At 72.3% G+C, this 22,910-nt stretch carries 23 protein-coding genes; 16 read left to right on the plus strand and 7 right to left on the minus strand.

The window, feature by feature from the left end:
• Window positions 1-89: 89 nt before the first annotated feature.
• The gene (hutU, locus tag ABZ848_RS42335) at window positions 90-1,754 is read right to left on the minus strand and encodes a urocanate hydratase (protein ID WP_360840731.1); all 1,665 of its coding nucleotides are present in this window, start codon (window positions 1,752-1,754) and stop codon (window positions 90-92) included.
• A 157-nt stretch (window positions 1,755-1,911) separates the two neighbouring features.
• Between hutU and ABZ848_RS42340 the strand changes: the two genes are divergently transcribed.
• The 5 genes from ABZ848_RS42340 (at window position 1,912) to ABZ848_RS42360 (ending at window position 5,892) form a co-directional block, all read left to right on the plus strand.
• Window positions 1,912-3,285 (plus strand): diaminopimelate decarboxylase, encoded by a 1,374-nt coding sequence (locus ABZ848_RS42340; protein ID WP_360840732.1) that lies wholly within the window; start codon window positions 1,912-1,914, stop codon window positions 3,283-3,285.
• Between the two features lie 170 nt (window positions 3,286-3,455).
• A complete protein-coding gene (locus ABZ848_RS42345) occupies window positions 3,456-3,863 on the plus strand; it encodes a hypothetical protein (RefSeq protein WP_360840734.1) in 408 nt (135 codons plus the stop codon).
• Window positions 3,860-4,981 carry a hypothetical protein gene (locus ABZ848_RS42350; protein ID WP_360840736.1) on the plus strand — a complete coding sequence of 374 codons (1,122 nt, stop codon included), beginning with the start codon at window positions 3,860-3,862 and terminating at the stop codon, window positions 4,979-4,981. Before ABZ848_RS42345 ends, ABZ848_RS42350 begins: the two co-directional genes overlap by 4 nt.
• A gap of 13 nt (window positions 4,982-4,994) precedes the next feature.
• Window positions 4,995-5,501, plus strand: coding sequence for a roadblock/LC7 domain-containing protein (locus ABZ848_RS42355; protein WP_360840737.1), 507 nt, complete (start codon window positions 4,995-4,997; stop codon window positions 5,499-5,501).
• Between the two features lie 16 nt (window positions 5,502-5,517).
• Window positions 5,518-5,892, plus strand: coding sequence for a hypothetical protein (locus tag ABZ848_RS42360; RefSeq protein ID WP_360840739.1), 375 nt, complete (start codon window positions 5,518-5,520; stop codon window positions 5,890-5,892).
• Between the two features lie 27 nt (window positions 5,893-5,919).
• Here ABZ848_RS42360 and ABZ848_RS42365 read toward each other — a convergent pair whose 3' ends face one another.
• The 3 genes from ABZ848_RS42365 to ABZ848_RS42375 form a co-directional block, all read right to left on the minus strand.
• Window positions 5,920-6,513, minus strand: coding sequence for a hypothetical protein (locus tag ABZ848_RS42365; RefSeq protein WP_360840740.1), 594 nt, complete (start codon window positions 6,511-6,513; stop codon window positions 5,920-5,922).
• Between the two features lie 84 nt (window positions 6,514-6,597).
• A complete protein-coding gene (locus ABZ848_RS42370; protein WP_360840742.1) occupies window positions 6,598-7,518 on the minus strand; it encodes a MurR/RpiR family transcriptional regulator in 921 nt (306 codons plus the stop codon).
• Entirely contained in the window at window positions 7,518-9,065 is a 1,548-nt protein-coding gene (locus ABZ848_RS42375; protein WP_360840743.1) for an aromatic amino acid ammonia-lyase, read from the minus strand. The genes ABZ848_RS42370 and ABZ848_RS42375 overlap by 1 nt, the downstream gene beginning before the upstream one ends.
• Window positions 9,066-9,206: 141 nt before the next feature.
• On the opposite strand from ABZ848_RS42375, the gene ABZ848_RS42380 reads away from it, so the two are divergent.
• The 7 genes from ABZ848_RS42380 (at window position 9,207) to ABZ848_RS42410 (ending at window position 15,422) form a co-directional block, all read left to right on the plus strand.
• Complete coding sequence (locus ABZ848_RS42380) at window positions 9,207-10,244, plus strand: ATP-binding cassette domain-containing protein (protein ID WP_360840744.1); 1,038 nt, start codon at window positions 9,207-9,209, stop codon at window positions 10,242-10,244.
• Window positions 10,241-10,882, plus strand: coding sequence for an ABC transporter permease (locus tag ABZ848_RS42385; protein ID WP_360840746.1), 642 nt, complete (start codon window positions 10,241-10,243; stop codon window positions 10,880-10,882). The genes ABZ848_RS42380 and ABZ848_RS42385 overlap by 4 nt, the downstream gene beginning before the upstream one ends.
• Window position 10,883: 1 nt before the next feature.
• Window positions 10,884-11,546, plus strand: a complete 663-nt coding sequence (locus ABZ848_RS42390; protein WP_360840748.1) for an ABC transporter permease — start codon at window positions 10,884-10,886, stop codon at window positions 11,544-11,546.
• 10 nt (window positions 11,547-11,556) lie between these two features.
• Window positions 11,557-12,486, plus strand: a complete 930-nt coding sequence (locus ABZ848_RS42395; RefSeq protein WP_360840749.1) for an ABC transporter substrate-binding protein — start codon at window positions 11,557-11,559, stop codon at window positions 12,484-12,486.
• A gap of 132 nt (window positions 12,487-12,618) precedes the next feature.
• Window positions 12,619-13,284, plus strand: coding sequence for a carbonic anhydrase (locus tag ABZ848_RS42400; RefSeq protein ID WP_360840751.1), 666 nt, complete (start codon window positions 12,619-12,621; stop codon window positions 13,282-13,284).
• Window positions 13,285-13,350: 66 nt separating this feature from the next.
• Window positions 13,351-14,952, plus strand: coding sequence for a SulP family inorganic anion transporter (locus ABZ848_RS42405; protein WP_360840752.1), 1,602 nt, complete (start codon window positions 13,351-13,353; stop codon window positions 14,950-14,952).
• Between the two features lie 35 nt (window positions 14,953-14,987).
• The gene (locus tag ABZ848_RS42410) at window positions 14,988-15,422 is read left to right on the plus strand and encodes a hypothetical protein (protein ID WP_242765897.1); all 435 of its coding nucleotides are present in this window, start codon (window positions 14,988-14,990) and stop codon (window positions 15,420-15,422) included.
• A gap of 43 nt (window positions 15,423-15,465) precedes the next feature.
• Here the strand turns inward: ABZ848_RS42410 and ABZ848_RS42415 are convergent, their stop codons facing one another.
• Window positions 15,466-16,230 (minus strand): SDR family oxidoreductase, encoded by a 765-nt coding sequence (locus ABZ848_RS42415; protein WP_360840753.1) that lies wholly within the window; start codon window positions 16,228-16,230, stop codon window positions 15,466-15,468.
• 146 nt (window positions 16,231-16,376) lie between these two features.
• Here ABZ848_RS42415 and ABZ848_RS42420 point away from each other — a divergent pair, with 146 nt between their 5' ends.
• Window positions 16,377-17,201, plus strand: coding sequence for a helix-turn-helix transcriptional regulator (locus ABZ848_RS42420; RefSeq protein WP_360840754.1), 825 nt, complete (start codon window positions 16,377-16,379; stop codon window positions 17,199-17,201).
• A 327-nt stretch (window positions 17,202-17,528) separates the two neighbouring features.
• Here the strand turns inward: ABZ848_RS42420 and ABZ848_RS42425 are convergent, their stop codons facing one another.
• The gene (locus ABZ848_RS42425; RefSeq protein ID WP_360840756.1) at window positions 17,529-18,917 is read right to left on the minus strand and encodes a cystathionine beta-synthase; all 1,389 of its coding nucleotides are present in this window, start codon (window positions 18,915-18,917) and stop codon (window positions 17,529-17,531) included.
• 148 nt (window positions 18,918-19,065) lie between these two features.
• On the opposite strand from ABZ848_RS42425, the gene ABZ848_RS42430 reads away from it, so the two are divergent.
• From ABZ848_RS42430 to ABZ848_RS42440, 3 genes are all read left to right on the plus strand, one after another.
• The gene (locus tag ABZ848_RS42430; RefSeq protein WP_360840757.1) at window positions 19,066-20,106 is read left to right on the plus strand and encodes an SGNH/GDSL hydrolase family protein; all 1,041 of its coding nucleotides are present in this window, start codon (window positions 19,066-19,068) and stop codon (window positions 20,104-20,106) included.
• 149 nt (window positions 20,107-20,255) lie between these two features.
• Entirely contained in the window at window positions 20,256-21,476 is a 1,221-nt protein-coding gene (locus tag ABZ848_RS42435) for an acetyl-CoA C-acetyltransferase (RefSeq protein ID WP_360840758.1), read from the plus strand.
• A gap of 272 nt (window positions 21,477-21,748) precedes the next feature.
• Entirely contained in the window at window positions 21,749-22,534 is a 786-nt protein-coding gene (locus ABZ848_RS42440; RefSeq protein ID WP_360840759.1) for a hypothetical protein, read from the plus strand.
• On the opposite strand, the gene ABZ848_RS42445 is transcribed toward ABZ848_RS42440, so the two are convergent.
• The gene (locus ABZ848_RS42445) at window positions 22,535-22,846 is read right to left on the minus strand and encodes a hypothetical protein (RefSeq protein WP_360840760.1); all 312 of its coding nucleotides are present in this window, start codon (window positions 22,844-22,846) and stop codon (window positions 22,535-22,537) included.
• Window positions 22,847-22,910: the final 64 nt, after the last annotated feature.

A 22,910-nucleotide genomic window follows, 5' to 3' on the forward strand; every position in this document is an offset into this window, starting at 1 on the left:
ACGAAGTTGAGAGTGGGGGCGGGTGGGCACAGCCGGACCCGCACCCGGCGACGAGAGCTCAGCCCCCACCGAAGAGTCCCCGCTCCTCGTCACGCCGTCTCACCTTCACGCATCGGCACCCGCACGCCCCGCTCGTCCGCCACCGACTCCGCGATGTCGTAGCCCGCGTCCACGTGTCGGATGACGCCCATGCCGGGGTCGTTCGTCAGGACGCGGCGGATCTTCTCGCCGCCCAGCTTCGTGCCGTCGGCCACCGTGACCTGGCCCGCGTGGATGGAGCGGCCCATGCCGACGCCGCCGCCGTGGTGGATGGAGACCCAGGACGCGCCCGAGGCCACGTTGACCATGGCGTTCAGCAGCGGCCAGTCGGCGATCGCGTCGGAGCCGTCGAGCATGGCCTCGGTCTCGCGGTAGGGGGAGGCGACGGAGCCGCAGTCGAGGTGGTCGCGGCCGATCGCCAGCGGCGCCGCCAGCTCCCCGCTCGCCACCATGTCGTTGAAGCGCTCGCCGGCCTTGTCCCGCTCGCCGTAGCCCAGCCAGCAGATACGCGCGGGCAGGCCCTGGAAGTGGACCCGCTCGCCGGCCATCTTGATCCAGCGTGCGAGGGACTCGTTCTCGGGGAAGAGGTCGAGGATCGCCTTGTCGGTCTTGGCGATGTCGGCCGGGTCGCCGGAGAGGGCCGCCCAGCGGAAGGGGCCCTTGCCCTCGCAGAAGAGCGGGCGGATGTAGGCGGGGACGAAGCCGGGGAAGGCGAACGCCCGGTCGTACCCGGCGAGTTGGGCCTCGCCGCGGATCGAGTTGCCGTAGTCGAAGACCTCCGCGCCGGCGTCCATGAAGCCGACCATCGCCTCGACGTGCTTCGCCATGGACTCGCGGGCCCGGGTCGTGAAGCCCGCCGGGTCCTTCGCCGCCGCGTCCGCCATGTCGTCGAAGTCGATGCCCACCGGCAGGTACGCCAGCGGGTCGTGCGCCGAGGTCTGGTCGGTGACGATGTCGATGGGGGCGCCCTCGGCGAGCATGCGGGGCAGCAGCTCGGCCGCGTTGCCCAGCAGGCCGATGGAGAGCGGGCGGCGGGCGTCACGGGCCTCGACGGCGAGCTGGAGGGCGTGCTCCAGGCTGTCGGCCTTCACGTCGAGGTAGCGGTGCTCGATGCGGCGCTCGATGGCGCGCGGGTCGCAGTCGATGCAGATGGCGACGCCGTCGTTCATGGTGACGGCGAGGGGCTGGGCGCCGCCCATGCCGCCGAGGCCGGCGGTGAGGGTGATGGTCCCGGCGAGGGTGCCGTCGAACTTCTTCGCGGCGACCGCGGCGAAGGTCTCGTAGGTGCCCTGGAGGATGCCCTGGGTGCCGATGTAGATCCAGGAACCGGCGGTCATCTGGCCGTACATGGTCAGGCCGAGGGCCTCCAGGCGGCGGAACTCCTCCCAGTTGGCCCAGTCGCCGACGAGGTTGGAGTTGGCGATGAGGACGCGCGGTGCCCACTCGTGGGTCTGCATGACGCCGACCGGGCGGCCGGACTGGACCAGCATGGTCTCGTCCTGCTTCAGTCCCTTGAGGGTGCGGACCATCGCGTCGAAGGAGCGCCAGTCACGGGCGGCCTTGCCGGTGCCGCCGTAGACGACGAGCTTGTCGGGGTGCTCGGCGACCTCGGGGTCGAGGTTGTTCTGCAGCATCCGCAGGGCGGCTTCCTGCTGCCATCCCAGGGCGCTCAGTTCCGTACCGCGCGGTGCTCGTACGGGGCGGGGTCCTGACATGGTCTGCCTCCTAGCGGATTCTTTCTGCCGTTATTCACATCCTGGCGTCCTGAATAGAACTAGTCAATACGTTCTTGCGCCAGCGCGGGCGGACCATGGATGTTTGGCTGGATGTACGAACGCGGGCAACTGCACTACGGGGGAAGTCGTGGACGGTATGCACAGGGACAGGGCCGAGGTCGACGGGGAGCGGGCGGCGCGGCGGGACGAGGCGGTCCGGGCCGCCGTGGAGCAGGGGCTGCTGGGCGCGGGCACCCCCATCGTGGGCCTGCTCGACGTGACCGGCATCCGGGAGTCGGCGCGGGAACTGCGGGCGGCCTTCGACGCGGTCACCGCGCCCGGCACGCCCGTGCTGCACGCCTTCGCGGTGAAGGCGACCCCGCTGGTGCCGGTGCTGCGGCTGCTGTACGACGAGGGGCTCGGCGCCGAGGTGGCGAGCCCGGGTGAGCTGGCGCTGGCACGGGCGGCGGGGGTGCCGCCGCACCGGACGGTCCTGGACTCGCCCGCGAAGACGCCGGCCGAGCTGCGGGAGGCGCTGGCGCTGGGGATCGCCGTCAACGCGGACAATCCGCAGGAGCTGGCGCGGATCGACGCCCTCATGCGGTCGGCCGAGAGCCGCTCACCCCTCGGCATCCGGGTGAATCCGCAGGTCGGCGGCGGGTCGATCGGGGCGACCTCGACGGCCACGGCGACCTCGAAGTTCGGGGTGGCGCTGCGGGACGAGGGGGCGCGCGAGTGGGTCGTACGGGCGTACGCGGAGCGGCCGTGGCTGACGCGGCTGCACGCGCACACCGGCTCGCAGGGGATCCCGCTGTCGCTGATGGCGCAGGGCGTGGCCCAGGTGTACGCGCTCGCGGAGGAGATCAACGGGCGGCTCGGACGGCGGCAGATCGACACGCTGGACATCGGCGGCGGGCTGCCGGTGAACTTCGGCTCGGACGAGTCGACCCCGACGTACGCGCAGTACGCGCGGCTGCTGGGCGAGGCGGTGCCGGGGCTGTTCTCCGGGCGGTACGGGCTGGTGACCGAGTTCGGGCGGTCGCTGCTGGCCAAGCACGGGACCGTGGTGGCGCGGGTGGAGTACGCAAAGAGCGCGGGCGGGAGGCCGGTCGCGGTGACGCACGCGGGGGTGCAGGTGGCGACGCGGACGGTGTACGTACCGGGGTCGTGGCCGCTCAGGATCGCCGCGTACGACGCGAAGGGGCGGCCCAAGGAGGGGCCGGCGGTGGTGCAGGACGTGGCGGGGCCGGCCTGTTTCGCGGGCGATCTGCTGGCCGAAGGGCGGGCGCTGCCGCTGCTGGAGCAGGGGGACTACGCGGCGGCGCTGGACACCGGCGCGTACTACTTCGCCCACCACTACGCGTACAACTCCCTTGCCCGGCCGGGCATCTACGGCTTCGCACCGGACGGCTCGGGCGGCGTGGACTTCGCGACCGTGCGGGCGGCGCAGACGCTCGACGAGATCGTGGCCGAGGCCGGAGGGGCGCACGCCGTCGCGCTCACCACCCTGCGGGCACCCGGGCGCCGTTGACGCACGCCGGGGCGGCTGCGGTTCAACTGCCATGAAAACCAGGCAAGTCGACCCACCTTAGTCCCCTCGTCGCATGTTCCACCGGAAAATGCCAGAACCCTCACCCGTCGCACTCACGTTGCGTAGTTTCGGCGTCACTCAGCCGAACCCCAGGCGGGAGGGGAACCACGGTGCCCGGAATCGACGAGTGTCTGCTGGAAGCCATGCGACTGCCCGGTGCCCGCGGCGCCGCGCTGATCGACTGGACGAGCGGACTTGCCCTGGGCACCGTGGGCGAGTCCCCCGGCGGCGACCAGGAGACGGCCGCGGTGGAGGCCGCCGAGATCGCGCGGCTGGCCGCCGAGCAGCACGCCTTCGCGCCGGACGACGACCCCGAGGCGGGGGTGGCGGCCGACGCGGATCCGCCGGTCGAGGACCTCATCGTCAGCAACCGGGACAGCTATCACGTGCTGCGGTTCGTGGGGGCGTCCTTCGACGGCAGCGTGTTCCTGCACCTGTGGCTGGCCCGCACCGAGGGGAACCTCGCGCTGGCCCGCATCCGGCTCGGCGAGATGGCCGAACGGCTGGTGCTGGCATGACGGTTCTCCGTACGGCCGAGCCCCCGCGGCTGCCGGTGCGCGACAAGGCGGCCGCCGCCGAGCGGGGCTGGGGCGGGGTCTCGCCGATGCTGACCCGGCTGGCCGCCGAGCGGGCCACCGGGGTCCTGATGCGCGAGCGCGGCACGCTGCACCTCGCCGACGGGCAGGTGGTGCTCGCCGAGAGCCCGTTCGCGACCGGCCTGGACGCGCTGCTCACGGCGCGCGGGGTGCTCACCGCGCAGGCCTGGCAGGAGGCGCTCACCGCGGCGGGCGACCGGCACCGGGCCGGACGGCAGCTCGTCGACACCGGGCGGCTCGCGCTCGGCGCGCTGGAGCTGTGCCATCTGACGGCCCTGTACGACGCCGCGTACTTCGCGCTGGCCCCCAGCAGCACGCCGGGCCGCTTCCGGTACGGCACCGCACCGGGCCCCGGCGTCCTCACCCCCGTGCCCGTGGCCGCCCTGGAACGCGAGACCCTTCGCCGCCGCGACCTCCTGCACCGCATCTGGCCCAGCCCGGCCACCGACGACACCCCGCTCGTGCGCACGGACCTCCCGGCGGCCCCCACTCTCACCCACCGCCAGCGACAGGTACTGGCCGAGGTGGACGGCACCCGCACGGCGACGGACATAGCCCGCCGCCTGGGCCACCTGACGTTCCACACGCTGGTGGACGTACGCAGACTGGCGGCGGCGGGGGTGCTGGCCCCGGTCCTGCCGACGCACGCCGAGCCGCCCTCCCGCACAGTGCCGGCCGCCCTGCCCACTCGCGGAGGACCGGCCGATCCACACACCCTCCCGGAGCCCACCGGCCTGCCGATCCCCGGCGCCCCCTTCGGCATCCCGGGCCACGCGGCCCCCACCGGCGTCCCGCCCCACGGCGAACCCGGCCCCCCGCCGCACGGCCGGCCCGGCCCCCCGACCCGCGGAGAGCCGCCCGACGGCCTCCGTCGGCCGCCGCAGCCAGGCAGTGAGCAGCCGTTCCGCGTACCGGAACGGGTGGGCACGGCCACCGGGCCCTCGCTCGGCGACGAGACCTCAGGCCCCACCGGAGAGATTCCGGCCGATCCCCACATCACGCTGCTGAAGAGGCTCAGAGATGCGCTGGAGGCCCTTTGAGAGGAGACCCCGGATGGCTGCCGACCCCGACATCCTCGACGAGCTCCGCCGGCTGAGGGCACGCGTCCCCCAGCTCACCGGCGCCCTCACCACCGGCGTCGACGGCGCGATCCTCGCCCAGGACACCCCCGGCGTCGACCCGCAGGCCATGGCCACGCTCACCGAGACCGCGCACGGCACCGCGGCGAAGCTGGCGGACGCGACCGGCCAGGGCGAGTTCCGCGAACTGCTGGTGCGCGGGATGTACGGCTACGTCGCGACCTTCGCGGCCGGCAGCAGCACCGCCGTACTGACCCTGCTCGCCCAGGACCGGGTGAACCTCGGCCGGCTCCTGCTGGAGGGGCGCCGCGCGGCCGCCCGTGTCGCCGAACTCGTCGACAGCCGTACGCCATCCCCGAAGCCGGCCAGGGCGGCCAAGCCGGAGACCAAGGCCGCCGCGAAGACCACCACCGCTCGGACCAGAACCCCGCGCGCACCACGCACCACGACCACCAACGCGCGCACCACCACGGAAAGTTGAGAGGAACAGCACAGTCATGGCGAACACCGAAACCTCGTTGAAAGAGGCGCTCGCGTCGATCGAGGGCGCGACCGGCGTCGCGCTCGTCGACTACACCAGCGGCATGGCGCTCGGCACGATGGGCGGCAGCAAGGGCTTCGACCTGAGCGTGGCCGCGGCCGGCAACACCGACGTGGTGCGGGCCAAGATGCGCACCATGGAGCACCTCGGCCTCAAGGGCCAGATCGAGGACATCCTGATCACGCTCTCCGACCAGTACCACCTGATCCGTCTGATCAGCGGCCGCGGCGGCAACGGCCTGTTCATCTACCTGGTGCTGGACGCCAAGCGGTCGAACCTGGCCATGGCCCGCCACCAGCTGAAGAAGATCGAGGAGGACCTGGAGGTGTGACGGGCGCGCACCGCTGAACGAGCATCGCTAGACGAGCGCCGCGGTGCGGCGTCGCGTGCCACCCGGGGCCGCGTCGCCCGCCGCGATGCCCGTGCTGCGGTACGCCTTGACCGCCTTGCCGGCCGGGCGGCCGCCGTTGCCGGCGAGCCAGTCGACCCGCACCCACAGCAGCGCGTCCTGGGCCCGCTCCCGCCGCCCGAGCCAGGCCGCCTTCAACCGCAGCCCGGTACCCGCCCCGGCGAGCAGCATCCCGCCCGCGGCCGGTACGGCGAAGGAGGCGCCGAGCGCCACCACGAACGCGAGCAGCAGCCACCAGCGGTGTCCGCGCCGCCAGTTGCGCACAGTGACCGCACGGTCCTGCAGCACGTCATGCTTGCCGGCGCGGGCGGCCGAGCGCGCGAGGTCGGTGTAACGCTTGCGGCGGGTGTACGCCACCACGGCCACCGCGACGATGAACAGAGCGGCGCCGGCCATGACGCCGATCCGCCGGCCCGTGACGCCGGGCACCAGCACCCCGACCCCGGCCGCGAACACCCCGGCCCACCACAGAGGTGCGGCTCCGGCCCGTACGACGACGGCCACCCGAGCCAGCCCCTGGGCCCTGCCCTCTCCGCGTGCCACGTCCGTCCTCCCGTCTCACGTCTGTACGGCATCCGTGAGACGCACGCTAACCGGACAACGTGAGAGGGATCTGAAAACACCCGCCTACTCCACGAACAGCCCCCGCGCCGCCGCCCGCGCGTCGAACTCCTCCAGGCGGGCCTGCGCGTCCGGCAGGTCGTCGCACATCGCCTCCAGCAGCACCCGGCCGAGCAGCATCGGCGCGCAGGCCGTGTCGAAGGCGAGCCCGGTGCCGACGGCGGCGGGCAGCAGCAGGTCGGAGACCTTGGCGACCGGCGCGAAGGCGGAGTCGGCGACGGTGACGACCGTCAGGCCGGCCTCCTTGGCGAAGGCGAGCGTGTCCACCACCTCGCGCGGGTGCCGGGGCAGCGCGAAGCACAGCAGGGCGGTGGCGCCCGCGAGCACGGCGGCCTCGATGCGGTCGTGGATCATCGTGCCGCCCTCGTTGAGGAGACGGACGTCCGGGTGGACCTTGGCGGCGAAGTACGAGAAGCCGTAGGCCTGGGAGGCGGCGGCGCGCAGGCCGAGGACGGGCAGCGGGCGGGAGGCGGCCAGCAGCCGGCCCGCCTTCTGCAGCGGCCGCGGGTCGGCGAGCAGTTCGGCGAGGTGCCGGAGGTTCTCGATCTCGGCCTCGACGGCCTGCTGGTACTCGTTGTAGGAGCCCGCCTCGGCCGACTGCTCGGCGGGCGCGACCTCGCGCAGGTGCTTGCGCAGCGCCGGGTAGCCGTCGAAGCCGAGGGCGACGGCGAAGCGGGTCACCGAGGGCTGGCTGACCCCGGCCAGCTCGGCCAGTTCCACACTGGACAGGAAGGGCACGTCGGAGGCCCGCCGCACCATGCTGTGCGCGATCCGCCGCTGGGTGGGCGTCAGCCGATGCCCCTCGAACAGCGCCTGCAGCCGTGCGGCCGGGGTGTCGATCACCCCGGGACCCACCGCCGGGCCTCCGCTCACACCCGCCTCCGCACCGGAACCCGCGTCCACGTCGCCGCCCCTCTCCGCGCCCATCACTCGCTCCCCCTCCAGATGTCCGTGAACCGGTCCAGGAGTACGGCCGCCTTGGCCACGTCCTCCGTGAGCGGCCGGTCGGCCTGTTCCTCGTCGAGCACCGACTCGGCGAGCTCCAGCGCCCGGCCCACCGGGAGTTCCGGATCGGGCCTGAGGTCACGCTGGCGCAGCGCCCTTACGGCCGCGACGAGTTCGCAGCCGACGACGAGACGGTACGCGCGACAGGCGCGCAGTGTCTGACGTGCGGCGAGCGAGGCGAAGCTGGCCTGTTCCTCGACGCCCCGGGAGAGTACAGCGTGCCCGAGCGAGGCGGGAGCCGAGAACGCGCGCAGATCCCCGAGGGCGGCCGCGGCGGCGTACTCCATGATCATCACACCGGAGGAGGCGGGCTCGGGGTCGGCGAGGAAGGGGCGCAGGCGGGTGAAGGCGGGCTCGTTGAGGGTGGACAGGCGGGAGGTGGACAGGCGGGCCACCTGGGTGAGCGAGAGCCTGAAGTGGTCGAGGGCGAGGGCGAGTCCGGCCTGGTAGAAGCCGCCGTGGTGGTAGGCGGCCATGTCCTCGGGGGAGATCAGGGGGTTCTCGCTGGCCGCGTTGATCTCCATGGCCAGCACCTCCTCCAGGGCGTCGGCGGCGTCGTGCGCCGGGCCGTGGATCTGGGGCAGACAGCGGAAGCCGTACGGGTCCTGGATCCGGCCGAGCGGCGGGGTGGGCCGGTCGGCGGCGCCGAGCAGCTCCCGCATCCGGCGGGCGACCCTGGCGCTGCCTCGGTGCGGCCGGGCGGCGTGCACAGGGGCGGCGTACGCCTCGTGGGACCCGTCCACGGCGAGCAGGGACAAGGCCCCGACGACCTGGGTGGCCTCCACGAGACCGCGCAGCTCGTGCAGGGCGAGCGCGGACTGGCCGAGGGTGAGGGCGTTGGAGCTGATGAAGGCGAGCGCGTCGTTGTTGTCGAGGGGCTGGGGCTCGGGGGCGCCGGCCACGCCCGAGCCGCCCAGGCCGTGCCCACCGGATCCCTCGCCCTTCCGCCAGGGGTGCTCCCCGGCCAACGCCAGCCCCACCTGGGCCAGCGCCGCGATGTCCCCCGTCCCGACCGAGCCGAACTCGTTGACGACCGGGTACGCCCCGCTCTCCAGCGCCTCGCACAGGGCGGTCACCACGGTCGGCCTGAGGCCCGCGCCGCCCGCCAGCAGCTGGTTGGCGCGCACGGCGAGCATCGCCCGTACCTGCCGGGCCGGCAGCTCGTCGCCGATCGCGCCGGCGTGGCTGCGCAGCAGCCGCAGGCCGTGTTCGGCGGCCGCCTCGGTGGGCACCGGCTCGTTCCGGTTGGCGCCGACGCCGGTCGAGCGGCCGTAGACGCGTCCGGTCGCGGCGATCTGCCGGGCCGCGTCCCAGGACTCGGTCACCCGCTTCATCGCGTCGGTGCCCGGCACCGGCCGCGCACTCCCGTCGGCGAGCCGCACGACGTCCGCGACACCGAGACCGATCCCGTCGAGGACGACGAGCCCCGTGTGGACGGAATCAGGCGTGTCCACAATCCGAGACGACATCAAGCCCAAACCCTCCTAAATACGGACATTAGATCTTGCTCTGTGGTCATCCGTTACCTCGGATTAACACCGAACCGTTGACAAGCTATTCAGATACCAAGAACTCTGCATGACGTTATACAGCCGGGCAAGGGACAACTCATGATCCAGTTCGATGCGGTCCACAAGCGCTTCCCCAACGGCACGACAGCAGTCCACGACCTCACCCTCCGGATGCCGGAGGGCGGGGTGACCGTCCTCGTCGGATCCTCCGGTTGCGGCAAGACGACCACCCTCAGGATGATCAACCGGATGGTGGAGCCGACCTCGGGCACCATCCGCGTCGGAGGCAAGGACGTGACGCGGCAGGACGCCGCCGAGCTGCGCCGTTCCATCGGTTACGTCATCCAGCAGGCGGGCCTGTTCCCGCACCGCACGGTGCTGGACAACGTCGCCACCGTGCCGCTGCTCCTCGGGCACGGCCGCCGCAGGGCGAGGGCCCGCGCGGCCGAGCTCCTGGAGACCGTGGGCCTCGCCCCCGACGCCGGCAAGCGCTACCCGCACCAGCTCTCCGGCGGCCAGCAGCAGCGCGTCGGTGTCGCGCGCGCCCTCGCCGCCGACCCGCCGGTGCTGCTCATGGACGAGCCCTTCGGCGCCGTGGACCCGGTGGTCCGCACCCAGCTCCAGGACGAACTGCTGCGCCTGCAGAAGGAGTTGAGCAAGACCATCGTCTTCGTCACGCACGACGTCGACGAGGCCGTACGCCTGGGCGACCAGATCGCGATCTTCCGCACCGGCGGCCACCTCGTCCAGTGCGCCTCCCCGTCCGAGCTCCTGGCCCGCCCGGCCGACGACTTCGTGGCCGACTTCCTCGGCGCCGAGCGCGGCCTCAAGCTGCTCTCGCTGAAGACCCTCGCCGAGGTCCCGCAGGGCCCCGCGCCGGAGGGCGAGGCCTGGACCCTCGCACTCGACGCGGCGAACAAGCCCCTGCACTGGGCCTCGAAGGACGGCGCCGAGATACCCGTACGACCGCTCAGGGACGGCGACTCCCTGCTCGCCGCACTCGACGAGTCCATCGCCTCCCCCACCGGCCTGGTCGCCCGCGTCGACGCCGCCGGTGTGCTCACCGGCGTCACCTCCCGCGACGACATCCACCGGCACGCCGGCCAGGCGCACTCGGAAGCGCGGGTGGCCGCGTGACCATCGACTGGTCGTGGATAGGCGACCACACCGACGACCTCACCAGCCTCACGCTCTCGCATCTCCAGGCGGCCATGACCGCCGTCTTCTTCGGCGTCCTGATCTCGCTCCCGCTCGCGGTGATCGCCCACCGGATCCGCCCCCTGCGCGGCTTCCTGCTCGGCCTCTCGAACGTGCTCTTCACGATCCCGTCGATCGCGATCTTCGTCCTCCTGCTGCCGGTCAGCGGCCTGACCCGCACCACCACGGTCATCGGCCTGACCGTCTACACGCTGGTCGTGCTGCTGCGGAACACCGTCGAGGGCCTGGACTCGGTCCCGGCGAAGACCAAGGAGGCGGCGAAGGCGATGGGCACGCGCCCCCTGCGCACGCTGCTCACCGTCGAGTTCCCGCTCGCGCTCCCCGTGATCATGGCGGGCGTCCGCATCGCCACGGTCATGTCGATCTCCCTGGTGTCCGTCGCGACCTACATCGGCGACGGCGGCCTCGGCCAGCTCTTCACCGACGGCTTCCAGCGCAACTTCCCGACCCCGGTGATCGCCGGCGTGGTCCTGACGATCCTGCTCGCGGTGGTCGCGGACGCGCTGCTGGTGGCCGTGCAGTACGTCCTGACCCCGTGGCGGCGGAGGCGAGCCTGACATGTACGAACTCCTCAAGAACCTCGGCACCTGGCTGACCACCGGCGCCAACTGGTCCGGCTCGGACGGCATCGCCCACCGCCTGGCCGAGCACCTCCAGTACTCGCTGCTCGCCACCCTCATCGCGGCCGCGATCGGCCTCCCGCTCGGCCTGCTGATCGGCCACACCGGCAAGGGCGCCTTCATCGCCATCAACCTCGCGTCCTTCGGGCGCGCGCTGCCGACCGTCGGCCTGGTCGTGCTCGTCTTCCTGGCCGGCGGCCTGTCGATGCTTCCGGTGTACGTCGCCCTGGTCGCCCTCGCGGTCCCGGCGATCGTCACCAACACGTACGCCGGCATGACGGCCGTCGACCCCGAGGTCCGCGACGCCGCCCGCGGCCAGGGCATGCGCGGCCACCAGGTGCTGTTCCAGGTCGAGTTGCCGCTCGCGCTCCCCCTGATCATGACGGGCCTGCGCCTGGCTCTCATCCAGGTCGTCGCCACGGCCACGATCGCCGCGTACGTCTCCTTCGGCGGTCTCGGCCGCTACGTCTTCGACGGCCTCGCCCAGCGCGATCTCGTGCAGGTGCTGGGCGGCGCGGTGCTGGTCGCCGTGGTCGCCGTAGCCCTCGATCTGCTGCTGTCCGGCCTCCAGCGCTTCCTCTTCCGCCACCGCACCGCCTAGGGATTCTCCGATGAACCGACGCACTCTCCTCGGCGGCCTCTTCGCCGCGGCCTCCGTCCCCGCCCTCTCCGCCTGCGCGAGCGGCATCACCTCCCTGGACAGCCAGGGCAGTTCGTCCGGTGGCGGCGGCTCCAGCAAGGGCGGCGTCACCATCGGCACCGCCAACTTCACCGAGAACCAGGTGCTCGGCTACCTGTACGCGGCCGTCCTCCAGAAGGCCGGCGTGAAGGTCAAGGTCCGGCCGAACCTCGGCACCCGCGAGATCGTCATCCCCGCCCTCAAGGCGGGCGACATCGACCTGCTGCCCGAGTACCAGGGCGCCCTCCTCAACTACCTCGCCCCGAAGGACGATTCCGCCGAGCCGGGCACCATGCAGAACGCCCTCACGCTGGCCATGCCCAGCGGCCTCCAGGTGCTGCCGTACGGCCAGGCCGCCGACTCCGACTGCTTCGTCGTCACCCGCGAGACCGCGAGGAAGTACGGCCTGACCACGCTCGCCGACCTCGCCAAGCAGAACGGCAAGCTCGTCATCGGCGCGGCGCCCGAGGTGAAGAAGCGCCGGGTGGGCGAGATCGGGCTCAAGGAGGTGTACGGCGTCGAGTTCAAGGAGTTCAAGTCGCTCGACTCCGACGGGCCGCTGGTCAAGGGCGCCCTGAAGAAGGGCGACGTGGACGTGGCGAACCTCTTCACCACCGACACCGACATCGCCGCCAACGACTGGGTGGTGCTGACCGACCCGAAGAACCTGATCCCCAGTCAGCACATCGTTCCGCTGATCGCCGACCGCGTGGCCGACGACAAGGTCCGCAAGGCCCTCGCCAGGATCGGCAACGTGCTCACCACCGCCCAGCTGACCGAGCTCAACCGCCTGGTCGACAAGGACAAGAAGGACCCGGAGGACGTGGCGAACGACTACGCCAAGAAGCACGGGCTGAGCTGATCAAGAAGCGGTATCGCACGGTCGATGATCTGAATACGAATCACCCAAGTGTCGTTAAACGGGCACTCAGGGTGAGCGATCAGGTGCATACGGTGATGGGGCGTCACCGGCTCCACACCTGAGAGAAGCGTCATGGCCTCGAACCGCAGGGCCTTTCTGACGGCCACGGCCGCCGCCGCGCTGGCCGCCGCCCCTTCCCCGGCGGCGGCCGACAGCCGCCCCCACCCCCCGGCCACCGCCCGCGCCGCCCTGGCCGAACTGCTCGCCGGCAACCGCCGCTACGCCACCGGCCACTCCCGCCACCCCGACGAGGAACTCCGCCGCCGCCACACCCTGGCCACCGCCCAGCACCCCTTCGCCGTGGTCGTCGGCTGCATCGACTCGCGCGTCCCGCCGGAGCTGGTCTTCGACCAGGGCCTCGGCGACCTGCTGTGCATAAGGACGGCCGGCCAGGTCCTGGACGAGGCGGTGCTCGGCTCCATCCAGTACGGCGTCGAGGAGCTCGGCGTACGACTGGTGCTGGTCCTCGGCCACGAGCGCTGCGGCGCGGTGGCGGCGACCCTCGACCATCTGCGCACCGGCGCGCCCGTCCCCGGCCACCTGGAACTCCTGGTCGACGAGATCGCCCCGGCCGCCCGCCGCACCCACGCCCTCCCCGGCGACTGGGCCGAACACACCATGCGGGCCCACACGGCCTGGGTCCGGGACGCGATCCGCGCGGACCCGTCCTTCACGTCGGCGCACGTCACGGCGGCGAGGTTCGACCTCGACACGGGGATCGTCTCCTTGCTGCCCTGAGCCCTGAGCCCTGAACTCCCCCCACCCAGAAGCGCACTTTCAGAAGCAGACTTCGAGAAACCCCCCATGAACCTCACGCGTGCCCTCTCCGTCCTGCCCTCCGCCGCCGACCTGCGCTCCATGACCCGCAACCCTCGCCGCGACCTCCTGTGCGGCCTGACCGTCGCCGTCGTGGCGCTCCCCCTCGCCCTCGGCTTCGGGGTGACCTCCGGGCTCGGGGCCGCCGCCGGCCTGGCCACCGCGATCGTCGCCGGGTCGCTCGCCGCGTTGTTCGGCGGCAGCGCACGCCAGGTCAGCGGGCCCACGGGCGCGATGACCGTGGTCCTCGTCCCGATCGTCCACCGTTACGGCGCCGACGGGGTGCTGACGGTCGGTCTGCTCGCCGGCGTGATGCTGCTGGCGCTCGCCTTCGCCCGGGCGGGCGCCGCCATGGCGTACGTGCCCGCGCCGGTGATCGCCGGTTTCACCATCGGCATCGCCTGCGTGATCGCCCTCCAGCAGGTGCCGAACGCGCTCGGCGTGCCGCTCCCGCACGGCGAACAGGTGGCCGTCGTGGCGGCGCGGGCGGTGGAGGAGTTCGGGGCCGCTCCGCAGTGGCCCGCCCTGCTGCTCGCCCTCGGGTCGGCCGCGCTGATGCTGGCCGGCGCGCGCTGGAAGCCGACGGTCCCCTTCTCCCTGGCCGCCGTCGCCGCCGCGACCGCCGTGGCCGAGGCGCTGCACCTCCACGTCACCCGCATCGGCGAGCTCCCGGCCTCGCTCCCGGCACCGTCCCTCGCCTTCCTGGACGTCTCCCGCGTCCCCTCGCTCCTCGCGCCGGCCGCCGCGGTGGCCGCCCTCGCGGCCCTCGAATCCCTCCTGTCCGCTTCGGTCGCCGACGCGATGCGCCCCGGTGAGCGCCACGACCCCGGCAAGGAACTCTTCGGCCAGGGCATCGCCAACCTCGCGGCCCCGCTCTTCGGCGGCGTCCCGGCGACGGGCGCGATCGCCCGCACCGCGGTCAACGTCCGCACCGGCGCCTCCTCCCGCCTGGCCGCCCTCGCGCACGCCGTGATCCTCGCCGGGATCGTGGCGCTGGCCGCCCCGCTGGTGGGCCGTATCCCGCTGGCGGCCCTGGCCGGCGTACTGCTCGCGACGGCCGTGCGGATGGTGGAGACGGATGCGGTACGGGCCATGGCGCGGGCGACCCGCGGGGACGCGTTGGTGCTGGTCCTCACCGCGGCCTCGACGCTCGCCCTGGATCTGGTGCGGGCGGTGCTGATCGGGCTGGGCGTGTCGGTGCTGCTGGCGCTGCGGGCTGCGGTGCGGGGGGCGCGGCTGACGCGGGCGGCGTCGGACGAGCTGCCGGGCCTGTGCAATGTGACATATCACTGTACGGGCCCACTACTTTTCGCCGCCGCGCACCGCATCCGCAGCACCCTCGCCGGCATCAACGGCGTCTCCCGCGTCGACCTGCGGCTGTCCGGCCTGACCGCGGTGGACGCGACGGGCGCGCTGGCGCTGAAGGACGCGGTCGGCGACCTGCGCGACCGCGGCATCGAGGTCCGCATCACCGGCGTCGACCACGGCCACCGCCGGGTACTCGAGTCCCTGGGCGTCCTCCCGCTCCCGGCCAACCCCCTCCCCGACAGGGGGGCTATCCCCAGTGCGGCGGGCGCTCCGGCTCCCTAACGTGGTGTTTCATGACGATGGGGACGGAGACGACGATGGACGCGCGGGACGCCGAGCTCAAGAAGGAACTCAACGCCACCCTGCAGGCCCGCAGGGAGCTGGGTGAGGAGTACGAGTCCGCGCTGGTCGACTCGTTCCTGGAGAAGGTCGACGCGCGCATCGACGGCGCGGTCGAGCGGCGGGTGCGGCGGCAGATGGCCGAGCAGCAGATGGTGGTGGCCCGGGGTTCGCGGGCGCCGAAGGCCACCGACTCCTGGAGCGAGCGCTTCGGCTTCGGCATCGTGACGCTGGTCCTGGCGATCCCGCTGTCCGCGATCGGCGGCGGCATCGCCCACCTGCCCGGACTGTTCGTCACCTGGGCCGGCATCGTCGGCGTCAACGCCTTCCAGGCGGTGCGCGCCAACCCGAACCTCTTCACCGGCCGCCACCACCGCCGCCAGGCCAAGGACGGCGACCGCTGGGAGGAGTGACCTCCCGGGGCTTCCGGGGCCTCCTGCGGCCGTCACCCGGCCCTCACGACTGCCGGGTCGGCAGCGCCACGATCTGCCGCAGGTTGACGTGCCGGGGGCGGCTGGTGACGTAGGCGACGAGGTCGGCGAGGTCCCCGGCCGCGAGTGTGCCCATCGCCTCGACCATCCCGCCGACCTGCTCACGCAGACCGTCGTTGTCGATATGCGAGGCGAGCTCGCTCTCCGTCAACCCCGGCTCGATGTTGGTGACCCGCACGTCGCGCGGCCCGAACTCGCCCCGCAGCAGCGCCGAGAGGTGGGTGACCGCGGCCTTCGTCGCCCCGTACACGGCGTAGTTGGTGAAGCCGGTGACGTGCGCGCCGATGGACGAGACGTTCACCAGGTCCGCGCTGCGCCCCTGGGCTGCCGCGTCCGTCAGGTCCTTGGCGAAGGCGCCGATGACACGCAGGACGCCGGTGACATTGGTGTCGATCATCCGCTGCCACTCGTCGACGCGGGCGTCCTCGATCGGGTTCGGCAGCATGACGCCGGCGTTGTTGACGACCAGGTCGACGCTCCCGTACGCCTCGTGGATCCGCTCCACGGCGGCGTCCACGGAGGCCCCGTCGGTCACGTCGGCGACCACGGCCAGTGCCTGCCCGCCGTCCGCCCGGATCTTCCCGACGACGGCCTCCAGCCGCTCCGCCCGCCGCGCCAGCAGCGCGACCTTCGCGCCCTGCGCGGCCAGCGCGACGGCGACGGCCTCGCCGATGCCGCTCGCGGCTCCGGTGACGACGGCGGTACGGCCGGCCAGGTTCTCGTACGACATGAGTGCTCCTCGGTGGTGAAGTCGCCCGGTGTCTCCCGGCGACGTCCACCACCCTGCGCCGCCCGGCGCGGCCTACCCAGGGATGAGCTTTTCCTGGGTCTGGCAGAACCAGGTTGGAATCCCGCCGCTCCCCTACGATCGAACTCATGGACGGGGATCTCGGAGACTTCCTGCGCTCGCGCCGCGCCCGCATCCAGCCGGAGGAGGTGGGGCTGGCCTCGCACGGCCGCCGCCGCGTACCAGGCCTGCGCCGCGAGGAAGTGGCGCAGCTCGCGGGCGTGAGCGTGGACTACTACATCCGGCTTGAGCAGGGGCGCGGCCCGAGCGTGTCGGACGCCGTGCTCGACGCCATCGCGCGGGTGCTGCGCCTCGACGAGACCGAGCACGCCTATCTGCACGCGGTGGCCCGCCCCCGCCGGCAGGGCGAGCGCCCCGCGACGCCACGCGTCCGGCCGGGCATCCAGGCGCTGCTGGACAGCATGGAGCGCACGCCGGCCGTGGTGATGGACCGCCGGATGACCGTCCTGGCCTGGAACGCCCTGGCCGACGCGGTCTTCGGCTTCGGCGGCAAGGCGGCCAGGGCCCGCAGCATGCCGCGGCACGTCTTCCTCGACCCCGCCGCCCGCGACCTCTACCCGGAGTGGCAGGCGGTGGCCGCGCAGAACGTGGCCCACCTGCGCGTCCTGGCCGGCCACCACCAGGACGACCGTGAACTGACCTCGCTGTTCGGCGAGCTCTCCCTCAAGAGCGAGGAGTTCCGCCGTCTGTGGGCCGACCACCAGGTCAAGGAGTGCGCGTACGGCGTCAAACGCCTCCGCCATCCCGTGGCGGGCCTGCTGACGCTCCCTTACGAAAGCCTGGCGGTCCCGGGCGAGGGCGACCAGACGCTGCTCGTGTACACACCGGAGCGGGGTTCGGAGACCGCGGAGAGGCTTGCGCTGCTGGGGAGTTGGGCCTCCACGGGCGCGTGAGAAAGATTGTGCGCGGGGACCGCCGCACCCCCGTTACCGGGGGGCGGGACGACGGCGGTCCCCGCGAGGGACGCTGACCGGGTCAGGGCCGGGTCTCGCGTCCGGCGTCCATGGAGGTCCGGGAGCCGCTCCGGAGGTCCTTGGACGTTCGGTGCCGGCTCGGGCGGGGAGCCGCTCCCGCCCTGCCGACATCCACTAATGTGCCGGACCCGTGTTAAGCGGGTGCTGCGTGGACGTGACGCGCTCGTACCACTTCCGCGAAGTCACGAACCCAGATGATCACCGCAAGTTCGACGCGGCCACGGGCGGTTCACCGGACGTTTGCCGTCACTTACCGCCCTTGGCGAGGAACGCCAGCAGGTCCTGGCGGCTGATCACGCCGGTGGGCTTGCCCTCGACCAGGACGATCGCCGCGTCCGCCGCGCCGAGCACGGACATCAGGTCGCCGACCGGCTCGCCGGAGCCGACCTGGGGCAGCGGGGGCGACATGTGCTTCTCCAGCGGGTCCTCCAGGGAGGCCCGCTTGGCGAACAGGGCGTCGAGCAGCTCGCGTTCGACGACCGAGCCGACGACCTCGGCGGCCATCACGTCGGGGTGGCCGGCGCCCGGCTTCACGATCGGCATCTGCGAGACGCCGTACTCCCGCAGCACCTCGATCGCCTCGCCGACGGTCTCGTCCGGGTGCATGTGGACGAGGGAGGGGATGGCGCCGTGCTCCTTGTCGCTCAGGACGTCACCGACGCGGGCGCTCGGGCCCTCGTCCTCCAGGAAGCCGTAGTCGGCCATCCACTCGTCGTTGAAGATCTTGGAGAGGTAGCCGCGCCCGCTGTCCGGGAGGAGTACGACGACCACGCCGTTCTCGTCGAGCCGCTCCGCGACCCGCAGCGCCGCCACGACCGCCATGCCGCAGGAGCCGCCCACCAGGAGGCCCTCCTCCTTGGCGAGGCGGCGGGTCATCTGGAAGGAGTCCTTGTCGGAGACGGCGACGATCTCGTCGGCGACCGTGCGGTCGTAGGCGGTCGGCCAGAAGTCCTCGCCGACGCCCTCGACCAGGTACGGCCGTCCGGAGCCGCCGGAGTAGACCGAGCCCTCGGGGTCGGCGCCGACCACCTGGACCTTGCCGTCGCTCGCGTCCTTCAGATAGCGGCCGGTGCCGGAGATCGTGCCGCCGGTGCCGACGCCCGCGACGAAGTGGGTGATGCGCCCCTCCGTCTGCTCCCACAGCTCGGGGCCGGTCGAGTGGTAGTGGGAGAGCGGGTTGTTGGGGTTGGAGTACTGGTCGGGCTTCCACGCGCCCGGCGTCTCACGGACCAGCCGGTCGGAGACGTTGTAGTACGAGTCCGGGTGCTCGGGGTCCACGGCGGTGGGGCACACGACCACCTCGGCGCCGTACGCCCGCAGCACGTTGATCTTGTCGGTGCTCACCTTGTCGGGGCACACGAAGATGCACTTGTACCCCTTCTGCTGCGCCACGATGGCGAGCCCCACGCCGGTGTTGCCGCTGGTCGGCTCGACGATCGTGCCGCCGGGCTTGAGCGCGCCGCTCTCCTCCGCCGCCTCGATCATGCGCAGGGCGATGCGGTCCTTCACCGAGCCGCCCGGGTTGAAGTACTCGACCTTGGCCAGGACGGTCGCCTTGATGCCCTTGGTCACGCTGTTGAGCCTCACCAGCGGGGTGTTGCCGACGAGACTGATCATCGAGTCGTGGAATTGCACCGTTGTCTCCGGATGCTGCAAAAGAAGTGGTCGTAGTGGTTCCGCCAGCCTACGGCCCGCGCGGTTCGTTCACTCCACGTTGAGATTGGTGGACGGTCTGTACGGGGCAAGGAGTGGATGTACGGCAACGAGGAGGTGGCGGCGGCGCATGACGAGGATGTCGAGGGCACGGGTGGCCCGGCGGATCGCGGCCGGTGCGGCATACGGGGGCGGCGGGATCGGGCTGGCCGGTGCGGCCGCCGTCGGTCTGCTGCTGGCCGAGGCGCAACTGGCCAAGCGCCATGTGGGCAACGGCAGCAGCGGCCGGGTCCCGGTGGCGGACGGCCGGTACGGCACCACGTACACCGTCCCTGACGAACCTCCCCTGCGCCTGACGATGCTCGGCGACTCCACGGCCGCGGGCCAGGGCGTGCACCGGGCCGGCCAGACGCCGGGCGCGCTGCTGGCCTCGGGCCTGTCGGCGGTGGCCGAGCGGCCGGTGGAACTCCACAACGTGGCCCTCCCGGGGGCCACGTCCGACGACCTGGACCGCCAGGTGGCCCTGGTCCTGGCCGACCCCGCCCGGGTGCCGGACGTCTGCGTGATCATGATCGGCGCGAACGACGTCACCCACCGCATGCCGGCCACCCGCTCGGTCCGCCATCTCTCGGCGGCGGTACGGCGGCTGCGCACGGCCGGCGCGGAGGTGGTGGTCGGCACGTGTCCCGACCTGGGCACGGTGGAGCAGGTCGGGCAGCCCCTGCGCTGGCTGGCCCGCCGGGCCTCCCGGCAGCTGGCGGCGGCCCAGACGATCGGCACGGTCGAGCAGGGCGGCCGGACGGTGTCGCTGGGCGATCTGCTGGGCCCGGAGTTCGAGGCGAACCCGCGCGAGCTGTTCGGGCCCGACAACTACCACCCCTCCGCGGAGGGGTACGCGACGGCGGCGATGGCGGTGCTGCCGACGGTCTGCGCGGCCCTGGCGCTGTGGCCGGCGGAGGAGGAGCGGCCGGACGCGTCCCGGCGCGAGGGCTTCCTGCCGGTGGCGCGGGCGGCGGCGGAGGCGGCCTCGGAGGCCGGTACGGAGGTCGCGGCGGCGATGCCGACCGGTCCGCGCGGGCCCTGGGCGCTGCTCAAGCGGAGGAAGCGGCGCCGGGTGCAGGAACCCGAGCCGCATCCTGCCGCGGTCCCCTCCACCCAGCGCACTCCGTGAGCGGGGCCGGCCGGACAACGAAAAAAGCAAGCGCTTAGAAAACTGCGGCCAGGGTCACACCGCCACCCACGTGACCCTGGCCATACGTACGGGTAACTTCCCAGACAGCCCTGCCTAGCAGAACACCCCCGTACGCCAATGGAGCCGTGATGCCCGAAGCAGTGATCGTCTCGACCGCCCGCTCCCCCATCGGCCGCGCCTTCAAGGGCTCCCTCAAGGATCTGCGCCCGGACGACCTCACCGCCACGATCATCCAGGCCGCCCTCGCCAAGGTCCCCGAGCTGGACCCGCGCGACATCGACGACCTGCACCTCGGCTGTGGTCTGCCCGGCGGCGAGCAGGGCAACAACCTCGGCCGGATCGTCGCCGTGCAGATGGGCATGGACCACCTGCCCGGCTGCACCATCACCCGTTACTGTTCCTCGTCGCTGCAGACGAGCCGCATGGCCCTGCACGCCATCAAGGCCGGCGAGGGCGACGTCTTCATCTCGGCCGGCGTCGAGATGGTCTCCCGGTACGTGAAGGGCAACTCCGACAGCCTCCCGGACACGCACAACCCGCTGTTCGCCGAGGCCGAGGCCCGTACCGCCGAGGTCGCCCAGCAGGAGGGCACCAGCTGGCACGACCCGCGCGAGGACGGCCTGGTCCCCGACCCCTACATCGCGATGGGCCAGACCGCCGAGAACCTCGCCCGGATCAAGGGCGTCACCCGCCAGGACATGGACGAGTTCGGCGTCCGCTCGCAGAACCTCGCCGAAGAGGCCATCAAGAACGGCTTCTGGGAGCGCGAGATCACCCCGGTGACACTGCCCGACGGCACGGTCGTCTCCAAGGACGACGGCCCCCGAGCCGGCGTCACCCTGGAGGGCGTCGCAGGCCTCAAGCCCGTCTTCCGCCCCGACGGCCTGGTCACCGCCGGCAACTGCTGCCCGCTGAACGACGGCGCGGCCGCGGTCGTCATCATGAGCGACACCAAGGCCCGCGAGCTGGGCCTGACCCCGCTCGCCCGCATCGTCTCGACCGGCGTCTCGGGCCTCTCCCCCGAGATCATGGGCCTCGGCCCGGTGGAGGCCTCGCAGCGCGCCCTGCGCCTGGCCGGCCTCACCATCGACGACATCGACCTGGTCGAGATCAACGAGGCGTTCGCCGCCCAGGTGATCCCCTCCTACCGCGACCTGAACATCCCGCTGGAGAAGCTGAACGTGAACGGCGGCGCCATCGCCGTCGGCCACCCCTTCGGCATGACCGGCGCCCGCATCACCGGCACGCTCATCAACTCCCTCCAGTTCCACGACAAGCAGTTCGGTCTGGAGACGATGTGCGTCGGCGGCGGCCAGGGCATGGCGATGGTCATCGAGCGCCTCAGCTGACGCGTTCCGTAACCACCGAGGCACCAACCGTGAGCCTCTGGCCCGGAGTCCGGGAAGCTTCCGGACTCCGGGCCGTTTTGTGATCCAATCTCCCCCAGGATGTGACCTATCTCCCTTAGCGAAGGGATCCATGCAGGTCAGTGCCGCACCACCACTAAACCCCGGGCCCAAAGTCCTGCCCGATTCGTGACGTTACGCACTGACAGCTGGTTAGTCCGCCCTTCAAGCTGATGTAGGAAGTCGGGGGTCGACTTTGAACCGGGAGTACGTCAGTGAGCGCCATGCCGATCGCCTTGCTGGTCATCACGGCCGCCACGGGCGCCGTGGGCCTCGCCGTCCTGCGCACCCTCATGGTGCTGCGTCGTGAGGTCGCCGCCCTGCACACCCAGCTCGCCGCACAGCACGTCCCGCACGCTCTCGTGCCGGCCGCCCGCCCCGCCGCCGAGGCCGACGAGATACGCGCCGCGGTGGCCGAGGCCCTCGCCGAGGAGCGCGAGCGCGAACTGGCCGAGGCGCGCGCCTTCTGGGCCGCCCAGGAGGCCCGTGACGCCTCCGACGCGCCGTCCCTGCTGGGCCTGCCCGACAGTGAGCTGTTCCTGCCCCGGCAGAGCGATTTCGTGGGCCTGGAGCCGCTGGAGCCGGTGACCGAGACGGGCGCCGACGCCGACGAGTTCGCCGGGGACTCCCCCGAACTGGCCGCGGCCCGCCGCCGGCACCCCTCCCACCCGGACTTCGTACCGGTCCAGTCACCGGCCGTGGGCGACCATGAGCGCACGGTGGCCACGCTTGAGGAACTCGCCGCGTCCCGCGTCGAACTGGCCGACGTCCGCCCGGGCCCGCTGGGCACCCTGGACGTCTACGTCTTCGCCGACGGCACGACCCTGTGCATGACCCCGGGCCACCGCGAAACGGCGGAACGCCTCTCGGCGGCCCTCCGCGCGGGCGAAACCCCGGTCCTGCTGGGCGGCTCGGGCATCTCGGGCGCGTACACGCTGACGTTCGAGTGCGGCGAGGAGAACGTGTACATCCTGGCCGACCGGGTCATAGCGTCCCTGTAGTCACACCCCGGCCCGCTGCTGGGCCTCCGCCACCAGCGCGACCGCTTGTTCCAACTGGCCCTCGTCATCGAGTACGAGGGCCAAGTCGTGTGCGGCGACGGTGATTTGGTCGGCCGCCGCGAACATCCCCGCGTCCGGCATGACCCTGGGCTCCGCCGCGGGCTCCTCCAGCAGCTGGGCCCGGCGGGACAACTCCCTGGCCAGCTCAAGAGCCTCGGAGGCCCCGCCCCGTTGCAATCGGCTCTGCGGCGCGGCGCGCAGACGGTCGGCGAAGTGATCCACGGCTCGCGTCAAGGGCGTCGTATCAACCACAGAACGAGCGTACGCGGCGCCGCAGGACTGTTGCCAACAGGCGAACGCTCAGGCACCGTGACCT

The sequence above is a fragment of the Streptomyces sp. NPDC047081 genome, assembly GCF_040643775.1.
Taxonomy (GTDB): domain Bacteria; phylum Actinomycetota; class Actinomycetes; order Streptomycetales; family Streptomycetaceae; genus Streptomyces.

Excerpts from the sequence above, each read along its gene's own strand:
- ABZ848_RS42375 (WP_360840743.1), bottom strand. The coding sequence starts at position 9,065 with ATGTCGTCTCGGATTGTGGACACGCCTGATTCCGTCCACACGGGGCTC.
- ABZ848_RS42380 (WP_360840744.1), top strand. The coding sequence starts at position 9,207 with ATGATCCAGTTCGATGCGGTCCACAAGCGCTTCCCCAACGGCACGACA.
- ABZ848_RS42435 (WP_360840758.1), top strand. The coding sequence starts at position 20,256 with ATGCCCGAAGCAGTGATCGTCTCGACCGCCCGCTCCCCCATCGGCCGC.
- ABZ848_RS42355 (WP_360840737.1), top strand. The coding sequence starts at position 4,995 with ATGGCTGCCGACCCCGACATCCTCGACGAGCTCCGCCGGCTGAGGGCA.
- ABZ848_RS42395 (WP_360840749.1), top strand. The coding sequence starts at position 11,557 with ATGAACCGACGCACTCTCCTCGGCGGCCTCTTCGCCGCGGCCTCCGTC.
- ABZ848_RS42390 (WP_360840748.1), top strand. The coding sequence starts at position 10,884 with ATGTACGAACTCCTCAAGAACCTCGGCACCTGGCTGACCACCGGCGCC.
- ABZ848_RS42370 (WP_360840742.1), bottom strand. The coding sequence starts at position 7,518 with ATGGGCGCGGAGAGGGGCGGCGACGTGGACGCGGGTTCCGGTGCGGAG.
- ABZ848_RS42350 (WP_360840736.1), top strand. The coding sequence starts at position 3,860 with ATGACGGTTCTCCGTACGGCCGAGCCCCCGCGGCTGCCGGTGCGCGAC.
- ABZ848_RS42340 (WP_360840732.1), top strand. The coding sequence starts at position 1,912 with ATGCACAGGGACAGGGCCGAGGTCGACGGGGAGCGGGCGGCGCGGCGG.
- ABZ848_RS42410 (WP_242765897.1), top strand. The coding sequence starts at position 14,988 with ATGGACGCGCGGGACGCCGAGCTCAAGAAGGAACTCAACGCCACCCTG.
- ABZ848_RS42415 (WP_360840753.1), bottom strand. The coding sequence starts at position 16,230 with ATGTCGTACGAGAACCTGGCCGGCCGTACCGCCGTCGTCACCGGAGCC.
- ABZ848_RS42360 (WP_360840739.1), top strand. The coding sequence starts at position 5,518 with ATGGCGAACACCGAAACCTCGTTGAAAGAGGCGCTCGCGTCGATCGAG.
- ABZ848_RS42400 (WP_360840751.1), top strand. The coding sequence starts at position 12,619 with ATGGCCTCGAACCGCAGGGCCTTTCTGACGGCCACGGCCGCCGCCGCG.
- hutU (WP_360840731.1), bottom strand. The coding sequence starts at position 1,754 with ATGTCAGGACCCCGCCCCGTACGAGCACCGCGCGGTACGGAACTGAGC.
- ABZ848_RS42430 (WP_360840757.1), top strand. The coding sequence starts at position 19,066 with ATGACGAGGATGTCGAGGGCACGGGTGGCCCGGCGGATCGCGGCCGGT.
- ABZ848_RS42420 (WP_360840754.1), top strand. The coding sequence starts at position 16,377 with ATGGACGGGGATCTCGGAGACTTCCTGCGCTCGCGCCGCGCCCGCATC.
- ABZ848_RS42405 (WP_360840752.1), top strand. The coding sequence starts at position 13,351 with ATGAACCTCACGCGTGCCCTCTCCGTCCTGCCCTCCGCCGCCGACCTG.